This is a genomic window from Mycobacterium sp. E3305 (genome assembly GCF_001666785.1).
Lineage (GTDB): Bacteria > Actinomycetota > Actinomycetes > Mycobacteriales > Mycobacteriaceae > Mycobacterium.
Map to the genome: position 1 here is coordinate 1 of NZ_LZJA01000241.1, position 14205 is coordinate 14205.

Genomic DNA, 14205 nt, shown 5'->3' on the forward strand with positions numbered 1-14205 from the left:
GTCGTCGTCCTTTTGCTGGTGACCGCGATCGCGGCGTTCGGGTCGGGATACCTCAACTCGACGCACTGGAGCCAGCTGGCCAAGAACATCATCTACGGCGTCATCTGGGGCATCTGGCTGGTGATCGTCGGCTGGCTGACGCTGTGGCCGTTCTTGAGCTGGCTGACCACCCATTTCGTCGTGACGAACCGGCGGGTGATGTTTCGGCACGGGGTGCTGACCCGCACCGGAATCGATATCCCGCTGGCGCGGATCAACAGCGTGGAATTCCGCGACCGGATCACCGAGCGGATGTTTCGCACCGGGACGTTGATTATCGAATCGGCGTCACAAGACCCGTTGGAGTTCTACGACATACCGCGGCTGCGCGAGGTGCACGCGCTGCTGTATCACGAAGTCTTCGACACCCTGGGTTCCGAGGAGTCGCCCGGCTGAGTCAGCCGGCCGGCCCGGTTGCGCCAGGACCGCAGCAGCGTGACGTTGCCGCCCTCGATCTCGTCCTCGAGCATTTCGGCGATACCACCCGCGGTGAGGGCGGATTCCAGCGCCTTGTCCGGGTTGCGCGCGAACTCGTCGGGGAACACCCAGCGCCGGAACGCATAGAAGCGGAACGCCATCTGCAGCAGGTTGCCGATGATGTAGGCCGAGATGAAGTCGGCGATGTTCTCCACGGTCAGCGACACCATCGGCTCCCGCAGCTGCAGGACGTAGCTGGAGAACCACAGCGGCGCCATCGACAGCAGCACGCCCACCCCGCTGAACGCGAAGAACAGCAGCGCCTCGTGGTGACGCTCCCGGCCGCCGCGATCGCGGAAGCTCCACTCCCGGTTCAGCACGTAGGACGCGATGACCGCGACGATGCCGGCGATGACCTTCGCGGTGACCGGCTTGGAGTCCAGAATTGTCAGTTTCAGCGTGTAGAAAATCGCCGAGTCGATCACGAACGTGGTACCGCCGACGATGGCGAATTTGATCAGTTCGTGGTGGCGCAGCAAATAGGGCTGAATAAAGCCGGGCATGCGCTCGATTGCGGCGTCGGCGAAGGGCACAAGTGGTCAGTGTACGGACGGACACAAAATAGACGCAAAATCGTACATAACGATTCGGCGTCACCGCCGGTCAACACGCCGCCCGCGCCGTGACACCATGATGGCCGTGCCGAACATACGCCCTCCCGGGGCCGCACCCACGATAGCGCCGGTGGTCGCCATGGTCGGCGGCGGACAGCTGGCCCGGATGACCCACCAGGCCGCGATCGCCCTCGGGCAGACGCTGCGCGTGCTGGCCACCGCCGCCGACGAGCCGGCCGCGCAGGTCACGCCCGACGTCGTGATCGGTTCGCACACCGAGCTGGACGACCTGCGCCGGGTCGCGGCCGGGGCCCATGTGCTGACGTTCGACCACGAGCACGTGCCGAACGAGCTGCTGGAGAAGCTGGTTGCCGAGGGGGTGAACGTCGCGCCGCCGCCGGAGGCGCTGGTGCACGCCCAGGACAAGCTGGTGATGCGCCGGCGGCTGGACGCGATGGGCGCCCCGGTCCCGCGCTACGCCGGCATCGCGAATCTCGAGGAGCTGGACGCCTTCGCGCAGCTCGTCGGCGGCCCCGTGGTGGTGAAGGCCGTCCGCGGCGGCTACGACGGGCGCGGGGTGCGGATGGCGCGCGACCCCTCGCACGCCCGCGATATCGCGACCAGCTTCCTGGCCGATGGCGTGCCGGTGATGGCCGAGGAGCAGGTGAACCTGCGCCGCGAACTGTCGGCGCTGGTGGCGCGGTCGCCGTTCGGCCAGGGCGCGGCCTGGCCGGTGGTGGAGACGGTCCAGCGCGACGGGATCTGCGTCCAGGTGATCGCGCCCGCCCCGAACCTGCCCGAGCACGTGGCCGCGGCCGCGCAGCAGCTGGCGTTGCGGCTGGCCGCCGAACTCGGCGTGGTCGGGGTGCTCGCGGTGGAGCTGTTCGAGACCGTCCAGGGTGAGCTGCTGGTCAACGAGCTCGCGATGCGGCCGCACAACTCCGGGCACTGGACCATGGACGGGGCGCGCACCAGCCAGTTCGAACAGCACGTGCGGGCGGTGCTGGACTACCCGCTCGGCGACACCGATGCCATCGCCCCGGTGACGGTGATGGCGAACGTCCTGGGCGCCGCGCAGCGGCCGGCGATGACGGTCGACGAGCGGTTGCACCACCTGTTCGCGCGGATGCCCGACGCGCGGGTTCACCTCTACGGCAAGGAGGAACGGCCCGGCCGCAAGGTCGGCCACGTCAATTTCCTGGGCTCCGACATGGCGCAGCTGGCCGCGCTGCGGGAGCGCGCCGAGCTCGCGGCACACTGGTTGTCACACGGGCAATGGACGGACGGATGGGATCCGCATGACTAGCAACCCCAGGGTCGGCGTGATCATGGGCAGCGACAGCGACTGGTCGGTGATGAAGGACGCGGCCGAGGCGCTCGCCGAGTTCGACATTCCGGCCGAGGTTCGGGTGGTCTCCGCGCACCGGACCCCACAGGTGATGTTCGACTATGCGCGCGGCGCGGCCGACCGCGGCATCGAGGTGATCATCGCGGGCGCCGGCGGCGCCGCACACCTGCCGGGGATGGTCGCGTCGGCGACGCCGCTGCCGGTGATCGGGGTGCCCGTCCCGCTGGCGCGGCTGGACGGCCTCGACTCGCTGCTGTCGATCGTGCAGATGCCGGCGGGCGTGCCGGTGGCCACGGTCTCGATCGGCGGCGCCCGCAACGCGGGCCTGCTCGCCGTGCGCATGCTCGGGTCGTCCGACCCGGCGCTGCGGGCGCGCATCGTCGAGTTTCAGGGCCGGCTGGCCGAGAGCGTGCGGGCCAAGGATGAGGCGCTGCAAAAGCGCCAGGGTAAAGTTACTGGCTAGTAGCTAGAGGAGGCCACGATGGCTGGTTGGGCCGGAGACCCCACGTTCGATCTGTTCCAGTTGCCCGAGGAACACCAGGAGTTGCGGGCGGCGATCCGCGCGCTGGCGGAGAAGGAGATCGCCCCGCACGCGGCCGACGTGGATGAGAATGCGCGGTTCCCACAGGAGGCGCTCGAGGCGCTGAATGCGTCGGGGTTCAACGCCGTGCACGTGCCCGAGGAGTACGGCGGGCAGGGCGCGGATTCGGTGGCGGCGTGCATCGTGATCGAGGAAGTGGCCCGCGTCGACGCCTCGGCGTCGCTGATTCCCGCGGTGAACAAGCTGGGCACCATGGGGCTGATCCTGCGCGGCTCCGACGAGCTCAAGAAGCAGGTGCTGCCGTCGATCGCCGACGGCACCGCGATGGCGTCCTACGCCCTCTCGGAGCGGGAGGCCGGCAGCGACGCGGCCTCGATGCGGACCCGGGCCAAGGCCGACGGCGACGACTGGATTCTCAACGGCGCCAAGTGCTGGATCACCAACGGCGGCAAGTCGAGCTGGTACACCGTCATGGCGGTCACCGACCCGGACAAGGGCGCCAACGGCATCTCGTCGTTCATGGTGCACGCCGACGACGAGGGGTTCACGGTCGGTCCCAAGGAACGCAAGCTCGGCATCAAGGGCTCGCCGACCACCGAGCTGTACTTCGAGAACTGCCGCATCCCGGGCGACCGGATCATCGGCGAGCCGGGCACCGGCTTCAAGACGGCGCTGGCGACGCTGGACCACACCCGGCCCACGATCGGCGCGCAGGCGGTCGGCATCGCGCAGGGGGCGCTGGACGCCGCGATCGCCTACACCAAGGACCGCAAGCAGTTCGGCCGCCCGGTCAGCGACAACCAGGGCGTGCAGTTCATGCTCGCCGACATGGCCATGAAGCTCGAGTCCGCGCGGCTGATGGTCTACCACGCCGCCGCCCGCGCCGAGCGCGGCGAATCCAACCTGGGCTTCATCTCCGCGGCGTCCAAGTGCTGGGCGTCCGACGTGGCGATGGAGGTGACCACCGACGCCGTGCAGCTGTTCGGCGGCGCGGGCTACACCGTCGACTTCCCGGTGGAGCGAATGATGCGCGACGCCAAGATCACTCAGATCTACGAGGGCACGAATCAGATCCAACGCGTGGTCATGTCGCGGGCGCTGCTGCGCTGACCTATAGGATCTCCGTCGGTTAACCATCGGGGTGGTAGGGCCACACGTAAAGTCGAACAAATGTGTCTTACCGCGGCCAGGGGGTCTGAAGTGAACAGCGTGGCTACCTTGGCGCATCCCCGGACGACCGGGAATTGATGCCCGTGCGCGCACCAGTGACCCCGGCGGCGAGTTGGCAGTCATTGTCGTTGCTGTTGGTCGAGGACGACCGGGCGGACGCGGTGCTCGTGGAAGACCTGATCGCCGACGCCGTCGCCGATATCCGGGTGGTGTGGGCGCAGTCGATGGCCCACGCCGAACGCGAGCTGGCCTCCGCCCGGCCCGACTGCGTGCTGCTGGACCTGCACCTGCCCGACGCCAACGGCATCGACGCGCTGGACCGCATCGCCAAGCACGACGCCACCGTGCCGATCGTGGTGCTGACCGGACTGAACGACGAGTACTTCGGGGCGTCCGCGGTCGCTGCGGGCGCCCAGGACTATCTGGTCAAGGGCCGGGTCGAGCCGGAGATGCTGCGGCGCGCGCTGCTGTATGCGATCGAACGCAAGCGGGCCGAGCTGATCGCGGCCGACCTGCACGCGACCCGGCTGCGGGCGCGGGAGAACGCGCTGCTGGAGCGCGGGCTGCTGCCCTCCCCGCTGCTGCTGGACAAGCCGGGCGTCGACATCGTCGCGCGGTACCGCCCGAGTCGCGAGGACGCGTTGCTGTGCGGGGACTTCTACGACGTGGTCCAGACACCCGATCGGATCGTGCACGTCCTGATCGGTGACGTCGCCGGCCACGGGCCGCACGAGGCCGCCCTGGGTGCGGCGCTGCGGATCGCGTTTCGCGCGCTCACCTTCGCCGGCGTGCACGGGGTGGAAGTGATGCGGCAGCTCGAGCGGGTGCTGCACTCGGAGCGAACGGACACAGGCGTTTTCGCGACCGTGCTCAGCTTGGAGATCCCGCCCGACAGCACGCGCATCACCGCCATCCGCGCCGGCCATCCGGGGATGCTGTTGCAGCGCGACGGCGCCGTGGAATGGGTGGAGCCGCCGGGCGGTCCGGCGCTGGGCCTGCGCGCCGACGATGACTGGCCGCGGTTCGAGATGGACCTGCCCCCGGGTCAGGGGCTGCTGCTGCTGACCGACGGGCTGTTCGAGGGATATTCGGGACAAGGCATCCGGCGCCTCGGCGAGGACGGCCTGCTCGCGCTGGCGCGATCGCACGCGGCCAAGCCGGGCCCGGAGTTCGTCGATGCGCTCATCGACGGCGCGCAGCAGCTCGCCCAGTCGCACGGCGGGCTCACCGACGACATCGCGGTGCTGCGGGTGGAAAGGACCACCACGTGACCCCGAGGTTGCGCCGCCCGCGACTGTCGCAGCTCACCGTGCGCGGATGGCAGGCGCTCGTGTTGGTCAGCATGGGCGCGATGGTGCTCGCCGGCGCGGTGGTCGGTGCGTTGCTGCTGAATCGCACGGACCAGATGACGCGCGACCTCGTCGACAACATCCAGCCGGCGCGCGTGGCCGCCTTCCAGCTGCAGGCCGCGCTGCGCGACCAGGAGACCGGCATCCGCGGCTACCTGATCGCCGGAGACCGGCAATTCCTCACGCCGTACTACGACGGTCAGCACAGCGAACAGGCTGCGGTGGAAGAGATCCGGCGCCGGCTGGGTGGGCGTCCGGACCTGTTGGGTGACCTGGACGCGATCGAGGACGCGGCGGCCAGGTGGCGGGAAAGCTATGCCGAACCGGTGATCGCGACCGTGCTGCCGAACGGCAAGAACGTCAACAGCAAGCCGTCGGCCGAGCGCGGTAAGGCCGAATTCGACCATCTGCGAATGCTTTTCGATACCCAGAATGCGAACCTGTCCGCGGCCCGGGCGGCCGCGGCGGGCGAACTCAAACGCGTTGATGCCTGGCGCGACAGGGCTTTCGGTGCCATGGTGTTGTTGTTCTTCGTCACGGCCGGGATGCTGGGGTTCCTGATCCGGGAGACGGTCGCCCGGCCGCTCGCGGCGCTGGCCGCGGCGTGCCGCCGGATCACCCAGGGCAGCTTCGAGGAAAGCATCGCGGCGCCGAAGCGGCCCAAGGACGTTCGCGACATGGCGATCGACGTGGAGAACATGCGCAGGCGGATGGTCGAGGAGCTCGAGATCTCACACTCGGCGCAGGCGCAACTGGACGAGCAGGCGGCCGAATTGCGCCGGTCCAACACCGAACTCGAGCAGTTCGCTTACGTGGCGTCGCACGACCTGCAGGAGCCGCTGCGCAAGGTCGCCTCGTTCTGCCAGCTGCTGGAGCGGCGCTACGGCGATCAGCTCGACGAGCGCGGCATCGAATACATCGGCTTCGCGGTCGACGGGGCCAAGCGGATGCAGGCGCTGATCAACGACCTGCTCACCTTTTCGCGCGTCGGCCGGCTCGGCACCACGGAAACCGACGTCGACCTCGACACCACGCTGGACTCCGGTCTGGCCAACCTGGCCACCGCGATCGAGGAATCCGACGCCGAGGTCGTGCGACCCGACTCCCTGCCGCGGATCAAGGGCGACCCGATGCTGCTGACGATGCTGTGGCAGAACCTCATCGGCAACGCGGTGAAGTTCCGGCACAAGGACCGCAGGCCACGCGTCGTCATCGAGTGCGCACCGGGCACCGCCGCTCATGACCGCGAATGGGTGATCACCGTGTCGGACAACGGCATCGGCATCCCGGCGGAGTTCGCCGACAAGGTCTTCGTCATCTTCCAACGCCTGCACGGCCGCGACGTGTACGCCGGGACCGGCGTCGGCCTCGCGCTGGTCAAGAAGATCGTCGAGCACCACGGCGGCACCATCCGGATCGACACGACCCGCACCGAGGGCACCCGGTTCGAGTTCACCCTGCCCATGTCCATGCCCGAGCCCGAGCCCGTTGGCGAAGCAGACGCAGACGCTTTGGAAGGAGCGCATCAATGACGTCAGAAGGTAGAGCGATCGACATCCTGCTCGTCGAAGACGACCCGGGGGACGAGCTGATCACGCGAGAAGCGTTCGAGCACAACAAACTCAACAACCGGCTTCATGTCGCGCACGACGGCGAGGAAGGCCTCGACTACCTCTACCGGCGCGGTCAGTTCTCCGACGCGCCGCGGCCCGACCTCATCCTGCTGGACCTGAACCTGCCGAAATACGACGGCCGTCAGCTGCTGGAGAAGGTCAAGTCCGACCCCGATCTGGCCCGCATCCCGGTCGTCGTGCTCACCACCTCATCGGCGGAGGAGGACATTCTGCGCAGCTACAAGCTGCACGCCAACGCGTATGTCACCAAACCCGTTGACCTGGACCAGTTCATGAAGGCCGTCCAGCAGATCGACGAGTTCTTCGTCCAGGTGGTGCGGCTGCCCAGCCAGTGACGGCTTACGACGTGGTCTGCGGCGCGGTGAGGAACTCGTCGTTGTGCTGTCCCGGCGCGGGCGGCGGTTCGGTGGCCGCCGCGTCGAAGCTCGAGTAGCGCGCGGGCATACGGACCACCGTGACGGTGTCGTCGCCGTCGCCGACGCGCAGGGCGAGCTCGTTCTCGGCGAACAGCGGGGTGTCCACCACCTGCTTCCAGGTGTAGGCCAGGCAGGCCATCAGGCCGCCTTCTTGAAGCAGCTCGACCCATTCGGCCGCGGTCTTGGCGGCCAGCGCAGACTCGAGCTCCTCGGTCAGTTCGTGGTAATTCATTGCGCGCGAACGCTGGTCGATGAACCGCTGGTCGGTCAGCAGGTCGGGGCGGCCGATGATCTGGCACAGCTTCGCCCAGTGCTTGGGCACGTACGCGCTGATCACCAGGTACCCGTCGGCGGCCTTGAACGCGTCCGACGGCTGGGTGGCGAAGCCGACTCCCTTGCGCTTCTTGGCTTTCGGTGCCGCATCGGGTTTGGGCGCCTCGCTCGGCTTGTTCAGGTGGATCGTGAGCTGGCCGGCCTGCAGGTTGACCGCGACGTCGTACATTGCCACCCGCACCACGTCGGCCACCCCGTGGCGCTCCCGGTTGAGCAGCGCGGCCAGCACCGCCTGCGCCAGTACGTGACCGCTGGCGGCGTCGACGAGCTGGAACGGGATGATCTGGGGCTTGCCGGTCGGCGTGGGCATCCCGGTGGTCATGCCCGACTCGGCGGCGACCATCAGGTCGACGCCCGGCCTGCTGCCGTGCGGGCCGTTGCCGCCGTAGGCCGACAGCCGCGCGTAGATCAGCCTGGGGTTGCGTGCGCGCAGGTCATCGGGGCCCAGGCCCATGCGCTCCATCACGCCGGGGCGGAATCCCTCCAGCACGACGTCGGCCGTGTCGACCAGCCGCAGGATCTGCTGCTTGGCCTCGTCGTCGGTGAGGTCCACCGCCACCGACTTCTTGCCCCGGTTGTGGGGCAGAAACAACGTGGGCAGCGGCGGGCGCCCGGGCAGCACCGCGGTGATCTGCCGCGCCGCCTCACCGTGGGGCGCCTCCACTTTGATCACCTCGGCGCCCAGGTCGGCCAGCACCTGACCGGCCAGCGGCCCGGCAATGTTCTGGGTGAAATCGAGTACCCGGAATCCGTCAAGTGGCTTGGCGGGCGTGCTGTCTGCCATCGGTGGCCTTCCGTCAACGGGCCGCGTGCAACTCTGCGATGCAGTAGTAGTTCTGGGCGAACGGCGCACCGGGATCGGTGCGCTGCAAAGGTAACCCGTTGTCGGCCAACAGCTGATTCAGGGGTGTGCGAGTCGGGCGCCAGCCGTGCCGCTCCAGGTGGGTCGCCGCGTCGTTGCGCTCACCCGGAAAGCCCAGGTCGCCGAGCGCGATGTCGAGGCCGTTGTCCCGCCACTTCTGGCTGGCGGCGTTCAGGGCGTCCCCGTTGGCGCCGGAGTTGATGAAGACCTCGGCCACCAGCCGGCTGCCGGCGGCGCTCAGCGCGGTGATGTCGTCGAGCAGCCGGTCCTGCGCCTCGGGCGGCAGGAAGCCGAGCAATCCCTCGGCGGCCCAGGCGGTGGGTCGAGCGGTGTCGAATCCGGCGTCTCGCAGCGCCGACGGCCAATCGTGGCGCAGGTCGATCGGCACGGCGCGCACCTCGGCGGTGGGCCGGGCACCGAGCTCGGCGATGGTGGCGGTCTTGAACTCGATGACCTCCGGCTGGTCGATCTCGTACACCGTGGTGCCCGCCGGCCAGGGCAGCCGGTAGGCCCGCGCGTCCAGGCCGGAGGCCAGGATCACCACCTGGCTTATCCCCGCGGCGCCGGCCTCGGCGAAGAAGGCGTCGATGTAGCGCGTGCGGGCGGCCAGCATGTCGGTCATGCGTTGCATGCCCCACGGCGCCCCGGGCTCGTCGACGTCGGCGGAGTCCAGTTCGCCGGCCGCCCAGCGCGTCATGAAGTCCACCCCGACCGCCCGCACCAGCGGCTCGGCGAACGGGTCGTCGATCAGCCCGTCGCGGGTGGCCCGGGCCCGTCCGGCGGCCACCATGGTGGCGGTCGCCCCCACACTCGTGGCCAGGTCCCAGCTGTCGTTGTCGGTGCGCGTCATCGGCAATCGTCCCCTTCCGTCTAGTCGTTAGCCAGAATAACGATGGTGACGAAAGACCCCGTCCGTAGTGGCGTTGCGCCCTTATCCGGCGCGGTGTCGGGCGGCAGCATCGACGTGTGCAAATTCTTCGGCGCGCGGGTGCGGAAGCCCGGTCACTGCTCCTCTACGCCCGGTCCGGGGGATTGCGGTGGATACCGCCCGGCCGCGTCGCGCCGGTGCTGGGCGCCGTTCGGCGCTACGGCATCCTGGGTGCGGCGACGGCGATCGCCGCCGGACGGGACCCCGACGGGGTGGCGCTGATCGACGAGCGCGGCCCGCTGACGTTCGGTGAACTTGACCGCCGGACCAACGCGCTGGCCAACGAGTGGCGCCGGCGCGGCCTGGGCCCGGGTCACGGCGTGGCCATCCTGGTCGGCAATCACCGCGGCTTTCTGGAAGCCGTCTACGCCGCAGGCAAGTGCGGCGCCGGTGTCCTGCTGCTCAACACCGGCTTCGGCGCCCCGCAGCTGGCCGGGATGCTGGCCTCCGAACGCGCCGATCTCCTGGTCTACGACGAGGAGTACGGCGCCGTCGTCGCCGACGCCCGGCCGCCGCTCGGCCGCGTCCTGGCCTGGACGGAGACGCCCGATTCCGACTCGCTCGACGCGCTGATCGAGCGGGGTGATCCCGCCCCGCCGCCGGCCTCCGGCGGGCGGCCCAAGATCGTCATCTCGACCAGCGGGACGACCGGAACGCCGAAGGGCGCCGCGCGTTCGGAGCCCTACTCGCTGATACCGGTCGGCGGCCTGCTCGGGAAGGTCCCGTTCCGCGGCCGGGAAGTCACCGAATGCTGTGTGCCGCTGTTCCATTCGATGGGTTTCAGCCATGCGATGTACGGCATGGTGCTGGGCTCGACCCTGGTGCTGCGCCGCCACTTCGATGCCCGGGAGACGCTGGCCAGCCTGGCCGCACACCGGGCCAGCGCCATGATCGTGGTGCCGATCATGTTGCGGCGCCTGCTCGACCTGGGCCCCGCCGCCCTGGCCGAGCACGACCTGTCGGCGCTGCGCATCGTGTTCATCGGCGGCTCGCAGCTGGGCGCCGCGCTGGCCACTCGCGCGCTCGAGGCGCTCGGGCCCGTGGTCTACAACATGTACGGGTCGACCGAGGTCGCCTACGCCACCATCGCCACGCCCGCGGATCTGGCCGTCGCGCCGGGCTGCGTGGGTGCGGTGGTGCCCGGCTCGGTGGTCAAGGTCTTCACCGCCGACGGGCGTGAGGCGCCGCCGGGGACGCCGGGGCGCATCTTCGTCGGCAACGTGCTGGCCTTCGAGGGCTACACCGGTGGCGGCACCAAGGAGTCGATCCGGGGCCTGATGTCCACGGGCGACGTCGGTCACTTCGACGCCGACGGCCGGCTCTTCATCGATGGGCGCGACGACGAGATGATCGTCTCCGGCGGGGAGAACGTCTACCCCGGCGAGGTCGAGGAGGCGCTCTCACACCACCCCGACGTCCTCGACGTCGCGGTGGTCGGGGTCGGCGACGAGGAGTTCGGGCAGCGGTTGCGTGCCTACGTCGTGGTGCGGCCGGGCGCGACGCTGACGGAGGATGACGTCAGGCAGTACGTGCGGGACCGGCTGGCCCGCTTCAAGGTCCCCCGCGACGTGCTGTTCGTCGACGCGCTGCCCCGCAACGCGGGCGGAAAGGTGCTCAAGCGGGTGCTGACCGGTCAGGTTTGACACGGTTGTGTTACTAGCTGGTGTCCGGGACTGCCGCCGGGCGTGATCGCCGCTAGCCTCGCGCCATGACCACCTTCTCGCTCACCGCCGACGGCCACGCCCTCGCCGCGGCGCGGGACGCCGGTTGGCGGCGCAGCGCCGAGTGGGCGCGGCGCCTCGCGTGGATCAGCCTGGTCGCGGTGCTGGTCGAGGGCGCCGTCGGGCTGTGGCAGGGCCTGGCGGTCGGGTCGGTGGCGCTGACCGGCTGGGCGCTCGGCGGGGTGTCCGAGGCGCTGGGCAGCGCGATGGTGGTGTGGCGGTTCAGCGGAGCCAGGACCTTCTCGGCAGACGCCGAGCGGCGCGCGCAACGCGGTGTCGCGGTGTCGTTCTGGCTGACCGCCCCGTACATCGCCGCGGAATCCGTGCGGGAGCTGATCGGTGAGCACCGCGCCGAGGCGTCGGCGATCGGGCTCGCGCTGACCGCCGCCGGGTTGCTGCTGATGCCGATCCTCGGCCGGGCCAACCGCCGACTGGGCGCGCGGCTGGACTCGGGCGCCACCGAGGCCGAGGGGATGCAGAACTACCTGTGCGCCGCCCAGGCGGCCGGGGTGCTCGTCGGGCTGGCGACGATGGCGCTTTGGTCCGGCGGCTGGTGGATCGACCCGGCGGTCGGGCTCGGGATCGCCGGCGTCGCGGCCTGGCAGGGTGTGAGGGCCTGGCGCGGCCACGACTGCGGCTGCTGCTGAGCTAGTCGAGCCGGTACCGGATCAGCCGGGAGCTGTTGGCCACCACCGCGACCGACGACGCGTTGTGCAGGATCGCGGCCAGCACGGGGGACAGCGCGCCGCCCGCGCCGATGATCAGCCCGGCGGCGTTGACCGCGATCGACATGCCGTAGTTCTCCCGGATGACGTCGACGGCCCGGGCGCCCAGATCCCGGACGTCGAGCAGGCGATGCAGGTCGTCGTTGGCCAGCGCCACATCGGCGGTCTCCACCGCGACGTCCGTTCCGGCCAGGCCCATCGCGATCCCGATGTCGGCCGCCGCCAGTGCCGGGGCGTCGTTGATGCCGTCACCGACCATGCCGACCACGTAGCCGTCGTTCTGCAGGCCGCGCACCACCTCGAGCTTGTCCTCCGGCATCACCTCGGCGCGCCACTCGTCGATCCCCAGTTCCTCGGCGACCACCTGGGCGATGTCGGGATGGTCGCCGGTGAGCATGACGATGCGGCGAATCCCATTGTCCCGCAACTGTTTAAGCACCTCGACCGCTTCGGTGCGCACCTCGTCGCGCAGGCTGATCAAGCCCACCAGCTTGCCGTCGACCGCGAGCAACAGCGGGGTCTCGGCCTGGCGCCGCAGCCTGTCCACCCACTCCGAGGCCTTCTTCGACACCCGCACCTTCTCGGCGCGCAGCAGGCCGGGGCTGCCGAGCAGCAGGGTGCGGCCGTCGGCCCAGGTGCGCATGCCCAGGCCGACCAGGACCTCGCACTCCTCGTGCGGCGGGATGGTGATGTGGCGCTCCTCGGTCGAGCGGATCACCGCCTCGGCCAGTGGATGGCGGGAGTGGATCTCCGAGCTGGCCGCGTAGGCCAGCACCTGCTCGGGCTCCCAATCCTTGTGCAACGCAATGATGTTGGTGACCACCGGACGGCCGACGGTCAGCGTGCCGGTCTTGTCGAACACGATCGCGTCCACCCGGCCGGCCTGCTCGAGGTGCGATCCGCCCTTGATCAGGATGCCGCGGCGCGCGCCGTTGCCGATCGCGGCGCTGATGGCCGTCGGGGTGGACAGGCCCACCGCGCAGGGGCAGGCGATCAGCAGCATGGTCATCGCGCGGCGCACGTCCCCGGTGACCGCCAGGGTGAGCGCCGAGACGATGAACGAGGTGGGAACGAAACGGCGGGAGAAGTTTTCGCCGACGGTCTGGATGGGCGCCCGGTCGTGCTGCGCCTCCTCGACGCGGGTGATGATGCGTCCGATCGCCGTCTGGTTGCCGACGGCCTCGGCCCGCACCACGAGGCGCCCGCGCACCACGACCGACCCGGCGTGCACGTGCGCGCCCACTGCGACCGAAACGGGCAGGTTCTCACCGGTGATCGCGGACTGGTTGACGATCGCCTCGCCGTCGACGACCTCGCCGTCGACCGGGATCGCGACGTGGTCGTGAATGATCACCTCGTCGCCGATCTCCACTGTATCGATGGGGACCTGGACCTCGGCCCCGTCGGCGAGCCGGATCCAGGCCGTGTCCTGGCTGCCGCGCAGCAGCTCCGAGATCGCCCGCCGGGTGCGGCGCAAAGTCAGGTCCTGCAGGTACTCACCGATGTTGAGCAGCCACAGCACGGTGAGCGCCACCACGTTCTCGCGCAGCACCAGGCTCGCCACCGTCGCGGCCGACACCAGGGCGTCGGTGCCGGCCCGGCCCGAGCGCAACGAGCGCAGCGCCCCGCGCAGGAACGGGTAGCCGGTGAAGATGGTGACGCCGGTGGCCAGGATCCGGCCGTTCGGGCCCAACAGCGGTGGCCGGGCGAACACGTAGCGGCGCACGCCGAGCAGGGCCAGCGCCGCGCCGCCGATGACCATCCGCAGCACGTCGGTATTGCGGATCTCCGACGAATGCGGAGCGCGGGCCGGGATCAGCTCGGCGGCGACGTGCGCGGCGGAGGCAATCGCCGCCAGCACCGCGGCGCGGTCACACCGCCGGGGCGAGTACCAGACGACGACCGATCCGGTGCGCGGGTAGGCGTGCACCACACGCACGCCGTCCTCCTTGGCGACGGCCTCCTCGACCGCCACCGCGCGCCGGGAGTCGCACCGCAGCCAGTCGACGGAAACCCGCATGCGCCCGGCCGCATCCGAAATAACCTGCAGCGCAGGGTCTTTCGAGCGGACCGGCTCGAGGGCGGTGGCGAGCGCCATGTAAACGGGG

13 protein-coding genes are annotated in these 14205 nt (G+C 69.9%); 9 read left to right on the plus strand and 4 right to left on the minus strand.

Going from position 1 to position 14205, the window contains the following annotated elements; translation table 11 throughout:
- Nucleotides 1-435, plus strand: a 435-nt coding sequence (locus tag A5701_RS22175; RefSeq protein WP_067758941.1) for a PH domain-containing protein, incomplete at its 5' end; no start/stop codon positions are given.
- Here A5701_RS22175 and A5701_RS22180 read toward each other — a convergent pair.
- Nucleotides 390-1049 (minus strand): GtrA family protein, encoded by a 660-nt coding sequence (locus A5701_RS22180; RefSeq protein ID WP_067758944.1) that lies wholly within the window; start codon nucleotides 1047-1049, stop codon nucleotides 390-392. The two genes, A5701_RS22175 and A5701_RS22180, sit on opposite strands and share 46 nt — an antisense overlap.
- A gap of 97 nt (nucleotides 1050-1146) precedes the next feature.
- Here A5701_RS22180 and A5701_RS22185 point away from each other — a divergent pair, with 97 nt between their 5' ends.
- The 6 genes from A5701_RS22185 to A5701_RS22210 all read left to right on the plus strand — a co-directional run bounded on the left by A5701_RS22185 (nucleotide 1147) and on the right by A5701_RS22210 (nucleotide 7447).
- On the plus strand, nucleotides 1147-2376 hold the full coding sequence (locus tag A5701_RS22185; protein WP_082950278.1) for a 5-(carboxyamino)imidazole ribonucleotide synthase: 1230 nt from the start codon (nucleotides 1147-1149) through the stop codon (nucleotides 2374-2376).
- Nucleotides 2369-2881 carry a 5-(carboxyamino)imidazole ribonucleotide mutase gene (purE, locus tag A5701_RS22190; protein ID WP_067758950.1) on the plus strand — a complete coding sequence of 171 codons (513 nt, stop codon included), beginning with the start codon at nucleotides 2369-2371 and terminating at the stop codon, nucleotides 2879-2881. The genes A5701_RS22185 and purE overlap by 8 nt, the downstream gene beginning before the upstream one ends.
- A gap of 18 nt (nucleotides 2882-2899) precedes the next feature.
- The gene (locus A5701_RS22195; protein ID WP_067758953.1) at nucleotides 2900-4069 is read left to right on the plus strand and encodes an acyl-CoA dehydrogenase; all 1170 of its coding nucleotides are present in this window, start codon (nucleotides 2900-2902) and stop codon (nucleotides 4067-4069) included.
- 137 nt (nucleotides 4070-4206) lie between these two features.
- On the plus strand, nucleotides 4207-5400 hold the full coding sequence (locus A5701_RS22200) for a PP2C family protein-serine/threonine phosphatase (protein WP_067758956.1): 1194 nt from the start codon (nucleotides 4207-4209) through the stop codon (nucleotides 5398-5400).
- 71 nt (nucleotides 5401-5471) lie between these two features.
- Nucleotides 5472-7010: a CHASE3 domain-containing protein gene (locus A5701_RS22205; RefSeq protein ID WP_082954865.1), complete on the plus strand. Its 1539-nt coding sequence runs from the start codon at nucleotides 5472-5474 to the stop codon at nucleotides 7008-7010.
- Nucleotides 7007-7447 carry a response regulator gene (locus tag A5701_RS22210; RefSeq protein WP_067758960.1) on the plus strand — a complete coding sequence of 147 codons (441 nt, stop codon included), beginning with the start codon at nucleotides 7007-7009 and terminating at the stop codon, nucleotides 7445-7447. The genes A5701_RS22205 and A5701_RS22210 overlap by 4 nt, the downstream gene beginning before the upstream one ends.
- Before the next feature lie 4 nt (nucleotides 7448-7451).
- Here the strand turns inward: A5701_RS22210 and A5701_RS22215 are convergent, their stop codons facing one another.
- Nucleotides 7452-8645 (minus strand): CoA transferase, encoded by a 1194-nt coding sequence (locus tag A5701_RS22215; protein WP_067758963.1) that lies wholly within the window; start codon nucleotides 8643-8645, stop codon nucleotides 7452-7454.
- 13 nt (nucleotides 8646-8658) lie between these two features.
- Nucleotides 8659-9573, minus strand: coding sequence for a class I SAM-dependent methyltransferase (locus A5701_RS22220; RefSeq protein WP_067758966.1), 915 nt, complete (start codon nucleotides 9571-9573; stop codon nucleotides 8659-8661).
- A gap of 116 nt (nucleotides 9574-9689) precedes the next feature.
- On the opposite strand from A5701_RS22220, the gene A5701_RS22225 reads away from it, so the two are divergent.
- Nucleotides 9690-11294: an AMP-binding protein gene (locus tag A5701_RS22225; RefSeq protein WP_067758969.1), complete on the plus strand. Its 1605-nt coding sequence runs from the start codon at nucleotides 9690-9692 to the stop codon at nucleotides 11292-11294.
- 65 nt (nucleotides 11295-11359) lie between these two features.
- Nucleotides 11360-12019, plus strand: coding sequence for a cation transporter (locus A5701_RS22230; protein WP_067758972.1), 660 nt, complete (start codon nucleotides 11360-11362; stop codon nucleotides 12017-12019).
- Nucleotide 12020: 1 nt separating this feature from the next.
- Here the strand turns inward: A5701_RS22230 and ctpC are convergent, their stop codons facing one another.
- Nucleotides 12021-14195, minus strand: a complete 2175-nt coding sequence (ctpC, locus tag A5701_RS22235; protein WP_067758976.1) for a manganese-exporting P-type ATPase CtpC — start codon at nucleotides 14193-14195, stop codon at nucleotides 12021-12023.
- Nucleotides 14196-14205 lie beyond the last annotated feature (10 nt).